Consider the following 21572-nt stretch of genomic DNA (forward strand, 5'->3'; position numbering starts at 1 on the left):
TTGCGCTATTTTGGGCGCAATAATAGTTAATCAAGGCCAGTAAATTACCATCTTAGGCCAAACGATTATACAGAACTGTGTCATGGGGATCTTTAAGGAAGTAGCGACAATAGAAGCACTCAACGCTTGGTCTAAAAACACGCTTACTGAACATTTGGGGATTGAGTTCGTAGCCGTCGGTGACGACTTCTTAGAAGCACGTATGCCGGTTGACGCCCGAACACATCAGCCCATGGGTCTACTCCACGGCGGCGCATCCGTGGCCCTCGCCGAAACCATGGGGAGCGTTGCCGCGATGCTATGTGTTGACAGAGCAAAACAATTTTGCGTTGGACTTGAAATTAATGCAAATCACTTGAAAGGCGTACGTCATGGGTACGTAAAGGGCGTTACCAAACCTATCCACGTTGGTAAAAAAACACAAGTTTGGGAAATTCGCATTTCGAACGAACTAAATGAACTCGTATGCGTTAGCAGAATAACGTTAGCCGTGCTCGATAAATAATATTTTAAAACATAGCAGCATCACTAATGAATACGACCCTTTCGGTTTCCCTTTCAACCCGCTCTGAAACTGAATATCTGTCGCTTTTTCTCAACCACGCCTTCCAAAGCAATTTCGCTATTGCGGTATGGAAACTTCCCAATGACAAAACGAGATATCTTGTACTCTCTCGCAAGCATCAAATTCTAAAACCCGACGCGTTATTAGAAGACTTATCCGCTGGCTTTTTATTCGCGCCTTTCGACCGATCAAAAGAAAGAATTTATCTCGAAGCTGATCATATTTTCAGGTTTACCGACGGACAATTACAACCTCCTCAAACGCCGCAAGAAATTACATCACTCACTTGGCTTGAGGAGTTTTTAAAAGCTACGCCACAAACGACGAAAAGCAAACCTTTCGCTACGCCGCGTAAGAATAACTCACCCGCTACGCAGACCGATTTCACGACATTAGTTAAAAAAGGAATCGCTGACATAGAAGAAGGCAAACTCCAAAAAATCGTGCCCTCTCGCACAAAAGAAATTTCTTTGCCGCAAGATTTTGACATCGTCAACACCTTTCAAAAACTATGTACAGCCTACCCATCGGCGTTAGTATCATTTGTAAGTTCACCTGAGACGGGAAGCTGGCTAGGCGCATCTCCTGAGGCATTGGTGAGTGTCGAAACCAAAAGCATTTTCCGTACCGTAGCACTTGCCGGCACTAAACCTTTCCAAGAAGGTATCAATCTTAAATCAGTCGCTTGGACACAAAAAGAAATTGAAGAGCAAGCACTGGTAGAACGTTATGTCATTAGCTGCTTCAAAAAAATCCGTGTACGAGAGTACGATGAACACGGGCCAAAGACTGTTATTGCTGGAAATCTGATGCATCTTAAATCGGAATTTACTGTGGATATGAATGCCATCAATTTCCCTCAATTAGGCTCAGTGATGCTTGAATTGTTGCACCCTACGTCTGCGGTTTGTGGTATGCCATTAGAGTCCGCTCAAGCGTTCTTGAAAGATCATGAAGGTTACGACCGAGAGTTCTACGCAGGATATTTAGGGCCCGTAAATATCAATCAGGACATAAACCTATTTGTCAATATCCGTTGCTTGAAGCTGCTCGATAATGGCGCCCTGCTTTATGCTGGCGCTGGTGTGACAGAGGATTCGATTCCAGAGCATGAATGGACGGAAACGGAGATCAAATTCAACACCCTGCTGAATGTACTTAAAAATCAATCGTAGTATTGGACGATACGCACCTTTGATTTTCCTTCCCTCCTCTGCATATTCGCACCGGCTTGTGGCCGCAAATCAACATGAATCGTTTTCAACCCATTTATGATATTGCAGCGCTTTGCGCAGAAAAGAACGTGAAGCAAGTTGTGCTTTGTCCAGGTTCTCGATGTGCTCCACTCACGCTAGCGTTTGCCAGACACCCAGAAGTAGAAACCCGAACTTTCAGCGATGAAAGAAGCGCTGCCTTTGTAGCACTTGGAATTGCTCAACAACTGAAACATCCGGTGGCATTACTGTGCACGTCAGGGACCGCAGCTTATAATTTCGCGCCTGCCGTAGCCGAAGCATTCTTCAGCCATACGCCCCTTGTCATTTTCACAGCAGATCGACCCGCCGAATGGATCGCGCAGCACGACGGGCAAACCATATTCCAACCAGGAATATTCGGGCAACATGTGAAGCATTCGTACCAACTCCCACAGCGGTACGATCACGATGACAGCCTATGGGCCATCAATCGTATCGTCAATGAAGCGATCAATCTCGCCATGCAGGAACCAAAAGGTCCGGTACACATCAATGCCCCCTTCCAGGAACCGCTCTACCCGAAAGGAGAAAGCATTGGATTTACCGAAAATGTGCGCGTTATCGAAGACATCCCGCAGCAATTCAACCTTTCATCGGCGCAGCGAGATTTTATTCAAAATCAATGGTCGCAGTTTACCAATATATTAGTGGTTGCGGGTCAGCATGAGCTTGACCTTTCATTGCAAACGTCAATGGAAGAATTCATTCAACAACACCACGTACCAGTGGTTGGTGATATTCTTTCAAACTTGCACGGCATGTCATCAACGGTGCGATATAGTGATGCTTTCTTAGGGCATGCGCCGAATGAAATAAAGCAGCGACTTAAACCAGACCTGTTAATCACTTTTGGCAAGTCTGTGATTTCAAAAAATCTTAAAGTCTTTCTTCGTCAGCATAAACCAAAAGCACATTGGCACATTCAACCCGCAGGCATTTCAACGGACACTTATCAAACGCTTACACATAGGATTGACGCAATGCCAAGTGCATTCTTTTCTTTCGCATCGACACTAGCCCGAACTGAAAATTTTGACAGTCAAAAACAAAGCAACTACCAGCAGTTATGGGAAGTCGAAGAGCGTCGTGCAGGAAGAAGTATTCAAGAGTATTTTCCACAGAAAGAGTTTGGCGAATTTGAATTAGTTCAAGAGATCATGTATCGTCTCCCGCAATCATGCAATGTACATCTCGCCAATAGCATGAGCGTGCGGTATGCAAACTTCATTGGTCTTCAAGCAGAACAAAAAGATATACAGGTATTTTCTAACCGCGGCACCAGTGGCATTGATGGATGTACAAGTACAGCGGTTGGACACGCGCTCTGCAACAAGACAATGAACGTATTGATCACGGGTGATGTGGCTTTCTTTTACGACCGAAATGCGTTCTGGCATAACTACGCGTTACCCAACCTCCGCATTGTGCTTCTGAATAATCATGGCGGAATTATTTTTGGTATCATCGACGGCCCAGGGGCGCAACCAGAGGCGGAAGAATTTTTCATAACGCGTCAGAGACTCACGGCAAAAAAACTAACGGAAGAATTCGACTTCGACCATTTAAAACTTGACCACCCAAGAAAACTGAAAAATCTTTTGAATGACTTTCTCTATCACGATGGCCGTACGAAAGTGTTGGAGGTAGAAACCGATTTGATGTCGAACAAAAACATATTTGAGAATTTTAAACAGAAAATAAAGGACAGTTATGAAAGCCAAATTTGATTGGAAACCGGTAAAAGAATATCAGGAAATACTTTTCCAAAAATTCGATTCGATTGCACGGATCAGTATCAACAGGCCGCATGTTCACAATGCGTTCACGCCACTCACGGTAAAAGAAATGATTGACGCGATGAACATCTGTCGTGACGATTCTGATGTTCGGGTAATTATTCTCACAGGCGAAGGAGGTAATGCATTTTGCAGTGGCGGTGATCAAAGCGTTCGTGGTCACGGCGGCTACGTCGGTACAGATACCGTTCCTCGTCTTAACGTACTAGACTTACAACGCATCATTCGAACCATCCCTAAACCTGTGATTGCATCTGTTGCAGGCTGGGCCATCGGTGGTGGACATGTGCTGCACGTTGTGTGTGACCTTACCATCGCGGCAGAGAATGCTCGCTTTGGTCAGACTGGTCCGAAAGTCGGCAGCTTCGACGGTGGTTTCGGTGCATCTTACCTGGCCCGTATTGTCGGACAGAAAAAAGCGCGCGAGATTTGGTACCTCTGCGATCAGTATGATGCTAAGGACGCGCTCGACATGGGATTAGTGAACAAAGTAGTTCCGCTCGACATGCTTGAAGAAACAACCGTTGATTGGGCTAGAAAGATCATTGCAAAAAGTCCATTGGCTATTCGCATGCTGAAATCATCCTTTAACGCCGAATTGGATGGACAAGCAGGTATCCAGGAACTTGCTGGAAACGCTACACTACTCTACTACTTGAGTGATGAAGCCAAAGAAGGAAAGAATGCCTTCCTTGAAAAACGTGCGCCGGACTGGTCAAAATATCCTAAATTCCCTTAGTCATTAACATATTATATTGAACACAACGGTAGGGCTACCTTCAATTACCCTACAATGATCATGGAACACGTCCCGACGTTCATTACCGTTAACGGCCGGAAGGTCTCAATAAAACACATCCTCGAAAGGGACGCTGTTGCCCATGATAGTTTTGAAGATCATACTTTTGCTTTTATCCGACGGTGGTTTTCGACCGACAACACGTTTACGCTCCAAACCAGTGGATCAACGGGGACACCGAAAAAGATAACCGTTACGCGTGATCAAATGATTGCCAGCGCGACCATGACGCAAGAGGCATTGGGATTACGTAAAGGGTTCCGTGCACTCGTTTGTCTCGACACGCGTTACGTCGCAGGTCAAATGATGCTGGTCAGATGCTTCGTAACACAAATGGAGATTTATGCGACGACGCCAGTAGCCAATCCGTTGCAAAATCACCCCGACTTCGATTTTGTTGCACTTGTTCCCTACCAAGTCACCGCTGTGTTGGCATCTTCGCCTCATACTTTTCCCGCAACAGCTATATGTATAGTTGGTGGTGCGCCTTTAGATCCTGCTACTATCAAAGCGCTACAACCGTTATCAACAACGTTTTATGCTACTTACGGAATGACGGAAACACTTTCGCATATAGCCCTGAGAAAGCTGAACGGGAAAGACGTCAGCACAAATTTCAACGTGTTACCAGGAATAAAAATCGAGGCTGATAGCCGGCAATGTTTAGTCATTGATGCGCCGTATTTGACAGAACAGATTATCACCAATGATATCGTGGAAATTCTTGACCAAGACACCTTCCGATGGTTGGGTCGCTACGATCATGTAATCAATAGTGGTGGCGTTAAGATCATGCCGGAAGAGGTTGAAGATGTAGTCGGCGACTTTTTTAGTGAATTACATTACCCAGAACGTTACTTCATTGCAGGAGAACCCGACGAAAGATTGGGTGAGAAGGTGGTACTTTTTGTGGAGGGACATATTTTTTCGAACGAAGATCAAAAAACATTAAGCGAAAAACTACGAAAGTCACTTCCGGCTTACGCCATTCCGAAGGAAGTCATTGTGCTCGATACATTTGAAACGACGCAAACAGGCAAAATCAATCGTTTGAGAAGTGTTCAAAATATTGACAAAACCTTACAAAAGTTTACACTTAAAAAATAAAAGGCTGGCCTTAAAATTTAGGTATCAAGATGTGTTTAGACATGAATTTTAGATGAAATCAGTGCTAAGGGAGGTGACTTTTAAATTAAATTGAACTAAAAGGTTACATCTGATTGAAAAAAATTATTTAGCTTTGACTTGTCTAGTTTTTTAGTTGGCTTTAAAGATCCTGCCCTTATTTTAATCCCTGGACTTTAAAGCAGCATTTTTGAAAGGTATTTAAATTGATAATACCATGAAGAAGGTATTGGTTATTGAGGACGACGTTCCTCTATGCTGGCTTTTAGAGAAAATTCTTAAGAACAGTTACGAAGTAGTCATCATGAATGACGGAATGGAGGCTTGGTCATGGTTATCCGATGGAAACCTGCCTAATCTTATCATCTCCGACTTAAAGATGCCATCGCTTGACGGACTTGAACTTCTGGAAAATCTCAGCAACAGTGGACTGTTCAAAAATATCCCGGTAATCATCCTGTCGGGGTATGAGGATGCTAGCAAACGTAAGCAATGCTTGGAGTTGGGCGCTTTTACCTACTTGGTAAAGCCCTTTGAACCTCAGTCGCTTGTGGCTGAAGTTGACCGCGCACTAGCATTTCAAGGACAAAAAGTAATGGCAAATTAATTTCATATGGATGTAGCTGTAAAATTCGAAGTTCACGAATCTCCGTTATCTTTGGTCTCAGAATCAAAGACCCAAGTGCCCGTATTTACCAAACATATCATCCGTATTGATTCGACTGATTATACTCCAGAGCACGAATACATACAGGAAAAGATATTCTTTACAAACTCTACAATCCGCCAAGCTATTGATGAGATCAAGGTTGAAGGCATGACGCACGACGCTGTGCTCGTCAATCCCGCCAATCTTTCGACAGATATCTACGGTTTGAAAGAACTAGCGCGTCAGAAAGCTATTCCTTTTATTCTCTATACGCCTAAGTTTGATCAAGCCGTTAAGGATCTAGCATTTAAAATTGGTGCTGACGAATATCATTACGGTTCTATTACATATGCTTTTCTGAAGCGTATTGAATTCATCAAAAAACTTAAGAATTATAAGAATCAGCGTGGCAACAAGCCATACGCAGTCGTTCAATCACTCGATGAAGTTCCTAAGATCAAGCTTTGGGCTCTCAAGAGAACGTTCGACATCATGGTGTCGGCTACCGGTCTTCTATTGCTTTCTCCACTCCTAATTTTAATCGCGATTTTGATCAAATTAGAATCGAAGGGACCAATCTGGTACATCAGCAAACGTGCTGGTGCAGGCTATAAGATCTTCGATTTTTATAAATTCAGATCCATGCGCGTTGGTGCAGATGCCGAATTAAAAAAACTCGAGCACCTCAACCAGTATGCAGAAGGCTCAGGGAACGGCGTATTCTTTAAAATCAAGAATGATCCACGCATCACACGCATCGGAAACATCCTTAGAAATACATCCCTTGATGAAATTCCGCAATTGATTAACGTGCTCAAAGGCGACATGTCACTTGTTGGCAATCGTCCGCTTCCGTTATATGAAGCAGAGCAATTAACGAAAGATCAGATTGCTTGGAGATTTTTGGCTCCTGCAGGTATCACAGGTCTTTGGCAAGTTACCAAGCGAGGAAAAGGCGAAATGTCCCCAGAGGAACGTATCGCACTCGACATGGAATACGCGATGAAAAACTCCTTTTGGCTGGATATTAAGATTTTGTTCTCTACCTTTCCTGCACTTTTACAAAAAGAAAAGGTATAATCTCTAAAGTCCTCAAATTGTGGTATTTATAACGATTTTGGAATCGCTATTGCTTCTCTATTTCTTCTATGTAGTAGCGTACACCTTTGTTTTCTCTGTAGCGGGCCTCTTTTACCGAGAACCGCGCTCCACGAAATCCGACAACTTTTTCAAGTTCGTGGTCTTTATACCTTCGTATAAGGATGATAGTGTTATTGTAAGTGTAGCCGAAAAATCACTACAGCAGCACTACCCGCAAGAACATTACAAGGTCGTCGTCATTGCGGACTCTCTGCAACCTGAAACACTTCAAAAACTGAGACAACTTCCCATCGAAGTCGAGGAAGTTAAATTCGACGTCAGCACAAAAGTAAAATCGTTAATAGAGGCACTTAAGCGTCGTGAGGGTTATGACTACGCTGTCATTCTCGATGCGGACAACGTGATGTACGCCGACTTCCTGACGAAAATAAACGAAGCGCATCAACTTGGCTATGAAGCTGTGCAAGGTCAACGCCTCGCGAAGAATACCGGAAACGAACTATCCTTTTTGGATGGCCTTAGTGAAGCCATCAATAACCATGTATATCGCCAGGGGACGGTTGCATTGGGGCTCTCTTGCTCCATCAGTGGCTCGGCGATTTCGGTGAATTACCATACGTTTAAGGATATCCTTCTCGGGATGACATCCGTTGGTGGATTCGATCGTGAAATGGAATTGCTACTGCTCCAACGAGGCTTAAAGGTCGCGTATCTAAAATCAGCAGGCGTACTTGACGAAAAAGTGCAAAAGGATCAGGTGTTTGAAAATCAACGCAAGCGCTGGATCTCGAGTCAATATCACTACCTCGCTAAATATTTTGGAAAGGGAATGAAGGCCTTCTTCGAAGGAAACTTCACTTTCTTTAACAGTGCCGTGCTGCGTAACATCCAATTACCGCGATTGGTGAACATCGGATTGTTAGGCATTCTTACTATTGCCTTATTCTTCGTCAGAGCGTATCTCTATTTCGGCTACGAAATATGGTTAACCTTCTCTGCATTGATGTTCCTATCGATTGCCATCTCTATTCCACGCGAATATTACACCCTGGATTTACTCAAAGCATTTCTGAAAGTACCTGGCATATTTTTTAGAATGTTCTTGCTGCTTTTCAGGTTGAAAGGTGCAAACAAAAAATTCATTCATACTCCGCATTATAATATCGAGGTCAATATTGATAAACCTAACAAATGAGTCTCTCTATGTCACAACAGCAGCCACTGATCTCCATTGTCATTCTGAATTATAACCAACTCAAAGTTACTTGCGAATTCATCGAGTCTACCAAATTGCTCACGTACAAAAATTACGAGATCATCATGGTCGACAACGCCTCGAAAGAAAACCCTACCGAGCACATCAAAGCAAATTACCCGCATGTAAAGCTTATTGTGAACGATAAAAATTTAGGTTTTACAGGCGGTAACAATGTAGGTATTGTGGCCGGCAAAGGTGATTATTTCTTCATCGTCAATAACGACACGGAAGTAACGCCGAACTTATTAGAAAAACTTCTTGAGCCATTCGATCGCGATTCATCTATTGGCGTGGTTAGTCCAAAAATTTATTATCACTCAAATCCAACGATCATTCAGTATGCTGGCTTTACAGAGATCAATCCGATCACTGGGCGCAACGCTGTTATTGGCGGCAAGGAAGAAGATCGTGGTCAGTACAATGAAGGACGCTACACTGCGTACGCTCATGGCGCGGCTATGCTTGTAAAGAAAGAGGTCATTCAGAAAGTGGGCATGCTTCCTGAAATGTTTTTCATTTATTATGAGGAATTGGATTGGTCTGCACACATCCGTCGTGCTGGATACAAAATTTACTACCAGCCTGAGGCCGTAATCTACCACAAGGAATCGATTACGATGGGAAAAGAAAGCGCGATCAAAGCATATTATCACAACAGAAATCGTATTCTATTTATGAAGCGTAACTCGAGCAGCTTCAATTTCTTCCTCTTCAGTTTATTTTATACTTTTCTGATTGTTCCAAAGAGCGTATTGAAATACATCGCCAAGGGACAGACTACACATTTGAAAAATTTCTTCAAAGGCGTGCTGTGGAATATCAGCAAGACAAAATATAGCAACCTATAACAACCTTCTTATCACTTATCATTCATGAGCAAAATTAACTCTCTTGTTACCGGCGGTGCTGGTTTTATTGGATCACACGTAGCGCGTCATTGTTTAGCGCTCGGACACAACGTAATCGTTTTAGATGATCTTAGTGGCGGTTTTGAAGACCACATTCCCGCAGGTGCTGTATTTGTAAAAGGTTCTGTAACGGATCATCAGTTGATCTCTGAGTTATTTGCGAAATACAAGTTCGATTACGTATATCACCTCGCCGCTTATGCAGCAGAGGGCCTTTCTCACTTCATTCGTCGCTTCAATTACGAAACAAACTTGATCGGAAGCATTAACCTGATCAATGAAGCGGTAAAGGCTGAAGTAAAATGTTTCGTCTTTACATCTTCCATCGCCGTATACGGACCTGGTCAGCTTCCAATGACGGAAGACATGACACCAATTCCAGAAGATCCATATGGTGTTTCTAAATATGCTGTGGAGTTAGATCTTAAAGCAGCGCACCACATGTTCGGTTTGAATTATGTAATCTTCCGTCCTCACAACGTTTACGGAGAGAATCAAAACATTGGTGATAAGTATAGAAACGTGATCGGTATCTTTATGAACCAAATCATGCAGGGCAAGCCGATGACGATTTTTGGTGACGGAGAGCAGACGCGTGCCTTTAGCTATATCGATGATGTTGCTATTCCAATCGCGAATTGTGTGAACAATCCAAAAACATATAACGAAGTATTTAACATCGGTGCCGACAAGCCATATACCATCAATGAACTCGTTGGTGTCGTTTGCAAGCACCTTAATGCGCAGCCTAACACGAAATATCTTCAAGCGCGTAAAGAAGTAGTGCATGCATATTCAGACCATGCCAAAGCACATCGTATCTTCGGAACAAACGGTGCCGTATCGCTCGACGAAGGGATTAAGAAGATGGCGTCTTGGGCGAAAGTGGTTGGTGCACGCAAGAGCCAAGAGTTTAACAATGTAGAAATCAGAAAGAACATGCCTGAGGGCTGGTAACATACCACATGATAATGTGAGCAAATAAGGATGGCGAAAACCATCCTTATTTTTTTCAACGGGATTTTACCGGAATATTCTGAAGTTCAACTTTTTTTCTTCGACATTTAACACGAACTCCCACACATTATGGTGACTTTTTCACCGCCAGACGAATAAAATATAGTAAGTTTATATTTCTTTTTGTCCCGTGAAAAAAACCTCTACCCTTCTCCTCACTGCCCTTGTGTGGTTACTGCTCCTGGTAGGAACAGCTCAATCATATGCGCAGCATACGCAGAGACAAACCCCTGTTGCCGCTGGCCTTTATGTAAAAGGCTATTGGGAATATCTTCCCCCAGGCTACAGTCCAACTGGTCCTAAAGTTCCTTGTATTATCTTTCTCCACGGCTCTGGTGAGCGTGGTCTAGGCACGGCAAGTGATCTTAACAAGATCTTGGGCAACGGTCCTCCGAAGCATATCAAGAACGGGCACACCATGGGCTTTACAGTCAATGGTAAAACAGAATATTTCATGGTCCTCTCCCCACAAACCAACAAGTGGTCGTGGAAGGGAGATGTGATGCCTTTCGTACGATGGGCGTTACAGAATTACAATATCGACCCCGACCGCCTCTATTGTACTGGGTTGAGTATGGGCGGAGAAGGTACATGGTTCAGCGCATGTTTCCCTGATAACGACCCAAATGTTTGGGCGGCGATTGGTGTCATGTGCGGACGCGCTTCCAGAACGGATGGAGGCGTCGTTCAAAGTAGAAAAATTTCAGTATGGTCTTTCCACGGCGAATCCGACACAGCAATTCCATTGAACGCTGGACTCAATCCTATACTGGGTATGAGAACCGCTGGCGGTAGCCCATTATGGACAACCTATCCTGGTGTTGGTCACGGTGGCTGTTGGGATCGCGGATATCGAACAGATCATACCTATCACAATCCCAATCTTTACGAGTGGTTTCTCAGCATCAAGCGAAACAACCCTGGACCTAAGCCTCCGGTGGTGAACGCAGGTATTGATCAAACATTACAACTTATCGGACCGAACATTAACGTTACACTCAACGGAACTGCAACAGATCCTGATGGTACTGTTGCATCAACAGAATGGACCGTAGTCGGACCAAATACACCTGGTGGAATTCCATCCAGCGCGGTGACTTCGACCTTCACCGGTTTAGTCGCCGGAACATATACTTTTACACTTACAGCAACAGACAATACAGGATTAAAAACGACGGATCAGGTTGTCGTAAAAGTGAACCCGATTCCGCCTAAGTTCCCGCCAGTAGCAAACGCAGGACCTGATAAACCTATTACGCTTCCAACCAGTACGGTTACGCTGAATGGCTCGGGCACAGATTCCGATGGGACTGTTGCAAGTTTTGCTTGGACTCAGACTGGTGGCGCTGCCGTTACACTTACCGGCGCTACTACAAAAGATCTTGTGGTGAGCAATATCGTAACACCAGGAAGCTACACCTTTGCATTAACAGTAACCGACAACGACGGCCTTACGGGAACAGATCAGGCCGTTGTGGTTGTGAGTGCACCGCCACCGAATGCAGCACCGGTTGCTAACGCGGGAGCCGATCGAACCATTGATTTGCCTACGACTTCATTAAACCTTATTGGTAGTGGCACCGATTCAGACGGCACCATTGCCGCCTACGAGTGGACTGTCGAACCAGGATTTCCAGTTGGATTTCCACCGATCATCGGGACACCAAATGCCGCCACAACCAGTGTGTCTGGTTTGGGTGAAGGTGTATACGTATTCACGCTGAAAGTTACAGATAACAATGCTACACCACTTTCAGATAACGATCAGATGATCGTGACCGTAAAACCCGAGCCTCCTAACGGTCCCCCTACTGCAAACGCTGGCGCAGACATCGTGATCACATCACCTACTGATGAAACAACATTGACTGGCGCTGGTACCGACGCCGATGGTACAATCGTCAGCTATCTTTGGGAAGGTCCAATTGGCAACATTGCAAGTCCGAACTCAGCATCGACAGTTGTCTCAGCACTTCCAATTGGAAATCACCTTTTCACATTAACGGTGACAGATAATCGTGGGTCGAAAGGCTCTGACCAGGTACTGGTTCAGGTACTACCGCCACCGCCCAATGACCCTCCTGTAGCCAATGCTGGAGCGGACATTACGATTACTTTGCCAATAACAACGGCTCAACTTGTTGGCAGTGGAACAGATTCCGATGGATCTGTTATTACCTATGAATGGAAACAACAAGGAACTACACCAAAGACAGTGATCATCACAGATGGAGATCAACCCACAGCACAGCTCAGCGACTTAACCTTACCAGGTGTATATACCTTCGAGCTTACCGTGGGTGACGATGACAGTGATGTTGGTTCCGACCTTGTAACGGTGACAGTATTCCCAGTGGCAAACGTACCTCCTACTGTTAACGCTGGTACAGATTTCACGATTACGCTCCCCACGAACACAGCTCCGGTGAGTGCCAATGCAACTGACAGCGATGGAACAATCTCAAGCTATACATGGGCTAAAGTGAGCGGACCTAGCGCAAGTTTTTCGAGTACTTCAGTTCAGAATCCTACTATTACCTTCACGATAAACGGTATCTACGTGTTTTCAGTAACTGTACGTGACGATGACAACGCTACCGCCACCGACCAGATCAGAATTACCGTGGCGCCGCAACCACCTAATCAATTGCCTACCGCAAACGCGGGCCCAGATAGAACATTGGAACTCCCAACCGATGCAACTACGCTTGCTGGGTCTGGTACAGATACAGATGGTACAATCGTGAGCTATCACTGGAATTACATCGCAGGCCCACCTGCTGTAGGATTTACGTTAAGTAATCCAGACCTCCAGAATCTCGACGTAAGTGACCTTGAAGCCGGCACGTATAGTTTCGAATTGGTAGTCTCCGATAATCGTGGAGGTACAGCGACGGATGAAGTAAAGATTTTTGTGAACGCAATGAATCAAGCTCCCGTTGCCAACGCTGGTCCAGATAAATCGATTGAACTTCCTACGTCTTCTGTAAAAGTTGATGGTACCGGCTCAGATCCTGATGGCACCGTAGCTGCAAGACTTTGGGAACAAGTGAGTGGACCTCCTGTTGCTCTCGCTGATGTTCCGCAAATCGTAACACCAAACGCTTTTTCAACAGTCATTAATAATTTCAAGGTCGCCGGGATCTATGTGTTCAGTTTGAAAGTCACGGACAATGACGGTGTCACTTCCGTGGATCAGGTTACTATTACGGTCAACCCTGAACCGCCAAACACACCACCTACTGCGAATGCAGGTACTGACGTTCAGCGTCAACTACCGTTGCAGAGCTCTGTAGCACTTGCGGGATCAGGTACGGATAGTGACGGGATAGCAACTGTACTCTGGTCGCAAGTGAGCGGACCTAACACGGCTAACGCCACGGCTTTAGATCAAAACAACGTGACGTTCTCGAGTTTAATCGCGGGCACCTATGTATTTCGTTTCACCGTGACGGACACGAAAGGTGCCCAAGGTCAGGATGAAGTCAGTGTGGTTGTGAAGCCGGCGCCAGCGAATATTCCGCCAACAGTGAGTGCAGGTCCCGACATTATCATAGAGCTGCCTAATTCAACTGCGGCGCTTAATGGTTCCGGATCTGATATCGATGGCCCTGCGCCAACATTCAAATGGACTCTCGTCGTGCCTAACACAGGCGTTGATCCTTTTGTTGACACACAGGCGGCAACGACCGTGCGTATCGAAAATGGAGGAATACCAACAGAAGGTGTTTTCGTATTTCGTCTTACAGCAACTGACGAAGATGGCGCGATTGCTTTCGATGAAATGAAGGTCACCGTTAAACCGGTACCAGCTAACCTTCCGCCGATCGCAGATGCCGGTAATAACCAAGTCTTAACTTTGCCAGGTGAAACGTCTACGACGCTGAAAGGATCAGCGACAGACAATGATGGCGCGGTAAGTGACGCGACTGGATATTTCTGGGAAACGATCGAACTTCCTGCAAGTGCTGCTAACCCAATTACCGCTGCAAACGAAAACAATAGGAATATCAACATCTCGGGACTCGTCGAAGGAATCTATGTTTTCCGCTTGACCGTAACCGATGATGATGGGTCAACAGGTTTTGACGAAGTGAATGTTCGCGTTCAGCCTAAGCCTGCGAATCAACCCCCTACCGCGGACGCTGGTGACAATCAGAATATATTCGCGCCAGACAATAATGCTGTCTTCGCCGGATCCGGAAATGATCCAGAAGGAAAAGCGATGACATACGCTTGGACCATAGAAGGAACGCCTCCTACTGCGCCATCACTGGCAGGGCAAGCATCGAACACATTGACCGCATCATCGCTGACTGCGGAAGGGACGTACATCTTCAGACTTACGGTAACAGATGATTTAGGGGCGCAAGGTTTTGATGAGGTAAACGTTCGTGTGAATCCACCACTTCCGAATCAACCACCGGTAGCAAACGCAGGTCCTGACGCTGAGACCACGCTCCCCGATGGAGACGTGACGTTGGATGCATCGGCAAGTACTGATCCCGAAGGAGGAATCGTTACCTTCCTTTGGACACGCGTATCGCCCGCAGCAGGAGCAGTACCAACACCAAACAATGTCGCACAACCAACGGTAACAGGATTGCTACAAGGTGTGCATACCTTTAGAGTAGAAACAACAGATCCTCAAGGCGAGAAATCATTTGATGATGTTCAAATTACAGTCCATCCACAACCTGCAAACAATCCACCGGTTGTCAACGTTGGCGAGGATCAAGTTCTTTCGTCTCCCGATGCGACACTGTCGGTAACAGCGACTGCAACAGATAGCGATGGTACTATTACGACCTTACTCTGGACAGCTTCACCAAGTACCGGCGTTGTGTTCACCCCAAATAATGATGAAACAACAACCATTACGTTCCCAGACAATGCGGCGACGTATATCGTTAAACTAGAAGCGACTGATAATCGAGGTGATAAAACTTCTGATCAGCTCACAGTGACTGTAAATGCGAACCAACTCCCCGTAGCCTTTGCTGGTGGAGATTTCAATGTTGTCCTTCCAGTGGACGAATTGAAGTTAACGGGATTAGGATCTGACGCAGATGGGAAAATCGTTTCCTACTTGTGGGAATTGCAACCAAATTCACCCGGTGGAGTAACCCCTCCTACCGCCACTGATTCAGTGATTACCGTGCAAGGACTACAAGCCGGGACCTACGTTTTCAAACTAACCGTCACTGACGACAAGGGCGCGGAAGCTACCGACGAAGCTACGATTGTAGTGACATCTACCCCCACAAACCAGACTCCTGTGGCGCATGCGGGCAACGATGTCCTGCTCACGTTACCGGAGAACAGTCTTACATTGAATGGACTTACCTCTACCGACGCAGATGGTACAATCTCTTCTTTTGCATGGGTACAAGTAACAGATCTCCCTGCTACTCTTTCAGATACAACATTTGCTGAACTGGACGTCACTGATCTGATCGAAGGCACTTATGTTTTCGCGCTTACCGTAACCGATAACGACGGCGCAACACATACTGATCAGGTTACTATTGTGGTATCGATCGAAGAGGGCTCTTTGATCATTCCAAAAGTGTTTACCCCTAACGGTGATGAGAAAGGACAAACATGGGAATGGCCAACACAAGTGGTGTCAATGTACCAGGGTTGTGAGCTCACAATATATTCACGCTTTGGAAAGAAAGTTTTTGAAATGACGTCTTATGACAATAGTTGGGATGGCACATCGAACGGTGTGAAGCTCGAAGAGGACGCCTACTATTACGTAATCAAGTGCAGTGACGGGCAACAAACCACCGGTGGTGTGCGCATTGTTCGATAAATAGAAAAGAATGAAAAGATTTCTACCCATTATTCTGTTTACACTGACTGCCCAGCTTTGTGCAGCTCAAACGCCAGCACCCTTCAGGCAGTTTTTCTTCAATCCGTATCTATTCAATCCAGGTTATACAGGCATTAATGGTACCGAGCTTTATTTAGTTTATCGCAAACAATGGGCGAACTTTAACGATGCCCCCACCACGTTCGGTGCAAATTTTCAATACGCTAGCAAAAACCGAGTTTCTCTTGGCGCGAGTATAGTATCAGACGAAGTTGTAGCCGTGCGCAACACATCGTTTATGGGTACCTTCGGCTATGCAGTTCCCATCGCTGATGGTCACGGTATTCGTTTCGGAATTTCTGGTGGCGTGGGCACAAACACATTGAAGCTTGACGAAGGCGAGTATGATGAAACTGATCCGCGTATTCAAGCTGCGATGCAGAACAGCTTTTATGTCGATGGCAACTTCGGCGCACTTTATGTGTACAAAGGATTGCGTGTAGGCTTCGCGTTGACGCGACTATTTGATGTCAACACCTTTAGTGAAACAAGTTTCAGCGAAGTAAACTTTTCTCCCCTCGACAATCGACTCTATTCGATTAGCTATCGCCATCATTTTGGTTCCGGACCAATCTCCATCGAACCGTATTTTTTATACCGTGAATCAACGGATAAGCTTAATGCCTGGGAAGGTGCTTCAACTGTGTATTATCAAGACAAGCTTTGGCTTGGTGCATCGTATCACGAAACCCAAGGTTTGGGATTTTTCATCGGTACGAACATTAAAAGCTTGATTCGTTTTAGCTATAGTTACGAGTTGCCTCCGCCAGACAAAAACTTCATCAGCAGCAGTTCCCATGAGTTGCACTTATCGCTGAGGCTCGGAAAAAAACGCGAAGACCAACTCATTACAAAAAAATCAAAGAAGAATATTCCTCAAATCGATTCTGCTGCGCTTGCCAAGAAGGCCGACGAAGTACTAGATGAAGAACCTAGCAACGATAGCATCAAAAATATTGACACAGCCGCAAGTAGCACGGAAGGAAATCGTACGCCGACAGCAGAACCTTCTGAGTCTAATCCTGCTGGTCCTGCTAAAGGGTCTGCAAGACCAGGGCGTGCTGATGTTACGCCAATAACACCAACGGGGCCAACACCTCCTGCGAACAACAATGTTGCAACCAGCCCTGCACCAACAAAGAGTAACGTGATTGACCCAGCGAACGTTGGAAAAGAGAATACCACCCCAGCAACATCTGCAACGGAACCACCCGCGAAAAAGGTTTCTAAGCCCGCGAAAAGCTTCTCGTTAGCGACAGGCCATTATGTGGTTGCTGGTGCATTCAAAATCATGGACAACGCCATCCACTATTCTCAAGATTTACATCAAAAGGGATACACGGATGCCACGATTGCAATCAATCCGAAGAACAATTTGTACTACGTTTACATTTTCTCTTCATATGATCTTGATGAAGCACGAAAAGTGAGAAATCAATATAGATTGCGCAGACCATTCCATGAGGTATGGTTATTTACGATGGAGTAATGAATACTGATTTTTCATGAGAAAAGATTTTATCGTCCTCATCGCAGGACTCATACTTCTATCGGCCACGGCAGTTTTTAATCCGAACGGATTTGTTTTTGATGAAGTACTCTTCCCTCCTAATGTACTACTGATGGAAGAGCACGGGTTCGGCAAAACTTTTCTTTTAGAAATGATTGACCAAGCGCCGGGTCCGTTGTATGAATTCATTCACCTTCCACTAAAGGGAATTACGAAACTAGAGCCTCGCGCGATGAGGATCGTTAACCTGATACTCTTCTTTTTAATCATCTGCATCCTCGTTCAAATTTACCGTCAATCAGAAAAGAAGGAGCATGCGATATACCTTGGGCTCCACATCATAGCCATCACCACGCTCTGGCAGGTCGCAGGGCTTGTACTTACTGAGATGCCCGCCATGCTATTTGCAACTACGTCGTTTTTAATTGGCGTGGTGCTACTCAACAATCAAGATGACCATAAAAAGGTTTTGCTGTATAGTGTTTTAATGGGTATTACCGGCGGGCTAGCCATCTTAGGGCGTACTCCTTACCTTGTTATTCTTCCTGCATTTTTCGGCGTACTCGTATTGATTCGCTTCTTCAAAGTCGGTAGCGTACCGATTGCTAAAGCATTCATCCCGTATGCTGTGATTGCATTGTCCATGATCATTCCCATTTTTTTGATTTGGGGTGGAATGGTACCACCATTACAACCAAAAGTTGAAGGTGCTATTCAACCATGGCATGGCCTACTTGCATGCGCTTACGCCGGTGTGATCGGATTTATTATTTATCCGAAATGGTTTGTTTTCAACAACACGATCTTAATGATCCTTGCGGGTGCATATGTATTCTTTTTCACGCTCGGATTAATGGAACTCGGCTATGAATATGCGCCGATGGCAACGACGGTAATCCGAATTGCTGGTTTGAATGCATTTAATATGTATGTGAAGTTGATCTCACCTTTACTCGCAACATTTGGATTTTACTTCCTTGTTTGCTGTTGGTATCGCGGAAAAGAGAACCTCAATGATGCGATGTACTTATTTGCCCTGCTCACATCGTTGGCAATTCTGGCATCATCAGCAAAAATTAGTCACCAGTTTAGTAGTCGTTACGTAGCGCAAGCAGCACCATTTCTCGTAATCCTTTTCGCAAAAGTAGATGAAAAAGATAATTGGCGTTGGATACGATTAGCTATTGGTATCACGATGGGATTTCTATCGCTGAATACCTACGCAAAAGTAATTTGAATTTAGGCGCTATGCTTTGAAGGTCTTCCTTGTGGTTTGCGTCCACGATCATCGAGGACAGTCGCAAAGAGATTACTCATCCTTCTCACATAAAACCAGTGATACCGTACCGTAAGCCCTCGGAAGAAATGCTGAGCAGACTTTACCACGGCTAGTGTCGGATAAACTCTTTCATAAAAGAGGAGAATTAAAAATACACCAGCGACAAACGCAGCCACCGCGAGCTCATTCCAACTATACCGTACTAACACGGTAAGCGCTGTCAAATTCAAAAATATATTTCCGACCGTAAATGCTGTGAGTGATGAGCGACCAAATGCTAAGAACGTATGGATCGGTTTGGATATGCTGCTTCCGATCGGAATGATGAATGAACTTATGAGCGCAACGGTCAACCCAAGCGTTGTGCTGAATATGTAATAGATAACATTGTTATCGTCGCGATAACCGTTAGTGGTGTACTCATGATGTAACGGTTGTGCGGGAACGATGAAAAAGATAGCAATGACTGCCAACCCAAAAGCGCATATGACAGCAAGCGTTTTCTTTTGAAAATCATATTTGCGTTCGAAGGAGATAAAGCTTGCCACCAACATTCCAGTTGTGACGACGCTCAGCGACAACATAATGCTAGGGCCGCCTTGTCCGCCAGTACCAAACATCGATGAGGTAAAAATCCCAATATTGCCGTCAATGGGTGAAAGCGATTGAAGAATCGGATATAATAACCATGGTGCAAAACCAAGAACAACGGTCCATTTCATCCCGTATTTATTTCTGAACCACACCAAGGGTATGGCGACCAAAAGTAAGATGGTATATATTTTTAATATGTTGCCGAAATGGTTGTTGCCTAAAAAGATGACTTCAGCGAACGCACCTTTTAGAACTTTGAATCCGCCGATAACGCCTGCAACAGTTGTGAGGAAGTATCCGACGTAGCACTGGAAACTTCTATTAACTAAACCCGCAGCCGTCTTTCTCATCCCAGATTTCCGGAGTTTTCCGAGATAGATGATTTCGAGCATCATTCCGAAAAGCAAGATAAACGTTGGCGTTGCAGAAGTTGTAAGCACTTTAAGCGCCGTAAAGGTTTGCATAGAATAATTTTCCCAAATGTGAAAATCATTCATACCATGATCTGTAAGTGCCAGCATAATGGCAAAGCTTCTCGCGAAGTCAACAAAGTAGATGCGCTTGGAAGAGGAAGACATCGAGACGGTTAGTTATAGACAGCCCAAAAAATAATCAAGTTATTGATACCTTGTATCATGTTAAAATTCAAAATCTTCATTATAACTTCAGGCCAAATGTATTTACATGCGAAGGTATATTAATTCACTCGATGGCATCCGTGGCTTCGGAATTTTCTTTGTTATCTGTTATCACTTCATGCGTCTCAGTGGATTTGACTGGACTGTGCTCGGATTTTCCTGGATTTGGATACAGATGTTTTTTGTACAGTCCGGCTACTTGATCACCGACATCTTGCTCAACACCAAGCATAAGCCTTTCGGGATTTATGCAGGTCAATTTTATTGGCGCAGAATGCTTCGCATATTCCCTGTGTATTTTGCTTACATTATTGCTTTCGCAGTACTGTATCTTGTACTTCATAAACCAGAGGATTTTGGTGACCGTGCGCCTTTCCTTTTTTCTTTCACCTATAATTACACGCGCCTTCTTCCGTCCATCGACTTCATGAGTCTTGATGGCATTTGGTTCATGCATTTTTGGTCACTCGCAGTCGAAGAACAATTTTATCTCGTCTGGCCTTTCTTGATTTATTTCCTTGATGAAAAGAAGATCAAGTTTGTTATCGTCGCGATGATCCTCGCCGTACCTGTATTTCGTTACTGGTTTACAGATTATGTATTGGCTCATGGTTATGGCGCGGAGCTTACAGGTGAAATTACATATGCCTTTACGCTTAGTCAATTCGATGCTTTTATGATTGGCGCGGCAATTCCAATCTTTAAGCTTCGTGAACGCATACAACAACCCGGAAAATGGGCTTTGGTCGCTTTGGTGGTCGTCTTAGGCGCTGGCTTCACAAATTATGCGCTGTTAAGAAATGCAGGAATGAACATCCATTGGTCAAGCTTTGGAATCTCCGTTGCCATGATCGAGAACTTGCAGCATGTTTGGTCTTACACGCTGATCAACTTCCTCTTTACGTTCGTCATATTGTACCTCATACGTGTTGACTATAAGGGAATCTTCGACAACGCAATCCTCGTGAACATTGGAAAGATTGTGTACGGCATGTACATCTACCATTTTGCTGTTCTTTACGCCATGTCGAAAGTAGACCAAAAGCTGATTCACTCATTCCCTATTTCGTTTGCCATCGCTTTTGTCGTCATCTTTGCGATGTCTTATGTGAGCTATAATTACTTCGAAAAGCGGTTCCTGGGGTTCAAAGACTACTTTCCCAAACTCCGGTAGTTGAACGTTGGGGTGCTATTTTCCC

15 protein-coding genes are annotated in these 21572 nt (G+C 44.8%); 14 read left to right on the forward strand and 1 reads right to left on the reverse strand.

The features are described 5' to 3' along the window. Window positions 1-82 precede the first annotated feature (82 nt). The 13 genes from DQQ10_RS10490 to DQQ10_RS10550 all read left to right on the forward strand — a co-directional run bounded on the left by DQQ10_RS10490 (window position 83) and on the right by DQQ10_RS10550 (window position 19099). Entirely contained in the window at window positions 83-505 is a 423-nt protein-coding gene (locus tag DQQ10_RS10490) for a hotdog fold thioesterase (protein ID WP_112746814.1), read from the forward strand. Between the two features lie 26 nt (window positions 506-531). Further along, window positions 532-1740: a chorismate-binding protein gene (locus DQQ10_RS10495; RefSeq protein ID WP_112746815.1), complete on the forward strand. Its 1209-nt coding sequence runs from the start codon at window positions 532-534 to the stop codon at window positions 1738-1740. Between the two features lie 74 nt (window positions 1741-1814). Further along, the gene (gene menD / locus DQQ10_RS10500; RefSeq protein ID WP_112746816.1) at window positions 1815-3548 is read left to right on the forward strand and encodes a 2-succinyl-5-enolpyruvyl-6-hydroxy-3-cyclohexene-1-carboxylic-acid synthase; all 1734 of its coding nucleotides are present in this window, start codon (window positions 1815-1817) and stop codon (window positions 3546-3548) included. After that, window positions 3532-4356: a 1,4-dihydroxy-2-naphthoyl-CoA synthase gene (gene menB, locus DQQ10_RS10505; protein WP_112746817.1), complete on the forward strand. Its 825-nt coding sequence runs from the start codon at window positions 3532-3534 to the stop codon at window positions 4354-4356. Before menD ends, menB begins: the two co-directional genes overlap by 17 nt. A 60-nt stretch (window positions 4357-4416) precedes the next feature. After that, a complete protein-coding gene (locus DQQ10_RS10510) occupies window positions 4417-5523 on the forward strand; it encodes an AMP-binding protein (RefSeq protein WP_165823879.1) in 1107 nt (368 codons plus the stop codon). Between the two features lie 235 nt (window positions 5524-5758). Further along, the gene (locus DQQ10_RS10515; protein WP_112746819.1) at window positions 5759-6148 is read left to right on the forward strand and encodes a response regulator; all 390 of its coding nucleotides are present in this window, start codon (window positions 5759-5761) and stop codon (window positions 6146-6148) included. Window positions 6149-6154: 6 nt separating this feature from the next. Beyond that, window positions 6155-7270, forward strand: a complete 1116-nt coding sequence (locus DQQ10_RS10520) for a sugar transferase (protein WP_245970367.1) — start codon at window positions 6155-6157, stop codon at window positions 7268-7270. Window positions 7271-7307: 37 nt separating this feature from the next. Next, window positions 7308-8486 (forward strand): glycosyltransferase, encoded by a 1179-nt coding sequence (locus tag DQQ10_RS10525; protein ID WP_165823880.1) that lies wholly within the window; start codon window positions 7308-7310, stop codon window positions 8484-8486. Then, a complete protein-coding gene (locus DQQ10_RS10530) occupies window positions 8483-9397 on the forward strand; it encodes a glycosyltransferase family 2 protein (RefSeq protein ID WP_165823881.1) in 915 nt (304 codons plus the stop codon). The genes DQQ10_RS10525 and DQQ10_RS10530 overlap by 4 nt, the downstream gene beginning before the upstream one ends. A 24-nt stretch (window positions 9398-9421) precedes the next feature. Next, the gene (locus DQQ10_RS10535; RefSeq protein ID WP_112746822.1) at window positions 9422-10414 is read left to right on the forward strand and encodes an NAD-dependent epimerase/dehydratase family protein; all 993 of its coding nucleotides are present in this window, start codon (window positions 9422-9424) and stop codon (window positions 10412-10414) included. Window positions 10415-10604: 190 nt separating this feature from the next. Then, window positions 10605-16292: a PKD domain-containing protein gene (locus DQQ10_RS10540; protein ID WP_112746823.1), complete on the forward strand. Its 5688-nt coding sequence runs from the start codon at window positions 10605-10607 to the stop codon at window positions 16290-16292. A gap of 10 nt (window positions 16293-16302) precedes the next feature. Beyond that, the gene (locus DQQ10_RS10545) at window positions 16303-17841 is read left to right on the forward strand and encodes a PorP/SprF family type IX secretion system membrane protein (RefSeq protein WP_112746824.1); all 1539 of its coding nucleotides are present in this window, start codon (window positions 16303-16305) and stop codon (window positions 17839-17841) included. A 16-nt stretch (window positions 17842-17857) separates the two neighbouring features. Then, a complete protein-coding gene (locus DQQ10_RS10550) occupies window positions 17858-19099 on the forward strand; it encodes a hypothetical protein (RefSeq protein WP_112746825.1) in 1242 nt (413 codons plus the stop codon). A gap of 2 nt (window positions 19100-19101) precedes the next feature. On the opposite strand, the gene opgC is transcribed toward DQQ10_RS10550, so the two are convergent. After that, complete coding sequence (opgC, locus tag DQQ10_RS10555; RefSeq protein ID WP_112746826.1) at window positions 19102-20313, reverse strand: OpgC domain-containing protein; 1212 nt, start codon at window positions 20311-20313, stop codon at window positions 19102-19104. Window positions 20314-20419: 106 nt separating this feature from the next. On the opposite strand from opgC, the gene DQQ10_RS10560 reads away from it, so the two are divergent. Beyond that, window positions 20420-21547: an acyltransferase family protein gene (locus DQQ10_RS10560; protein WP_112746827.1), complete on the forward strand. Its 1128-nt coding sequence runs from the start codon at window positions 20420-20422 to the stop codon at window positions 21545-21547. The last annotated feature ends 25 nt before the right edge of the window (window positions 21548-21572 follow it).

The sequence above is a fragment of the Pseudochryseolinea flava genome, assembly GCF_003286915.1.
Taxonomy (GTDB): Bacteria; Bacteroidota; Bacteroidia; order Cytophagales; family Cyclobacteriaceae; genus Ohtaekwangia; species Ohtaekwangia flava.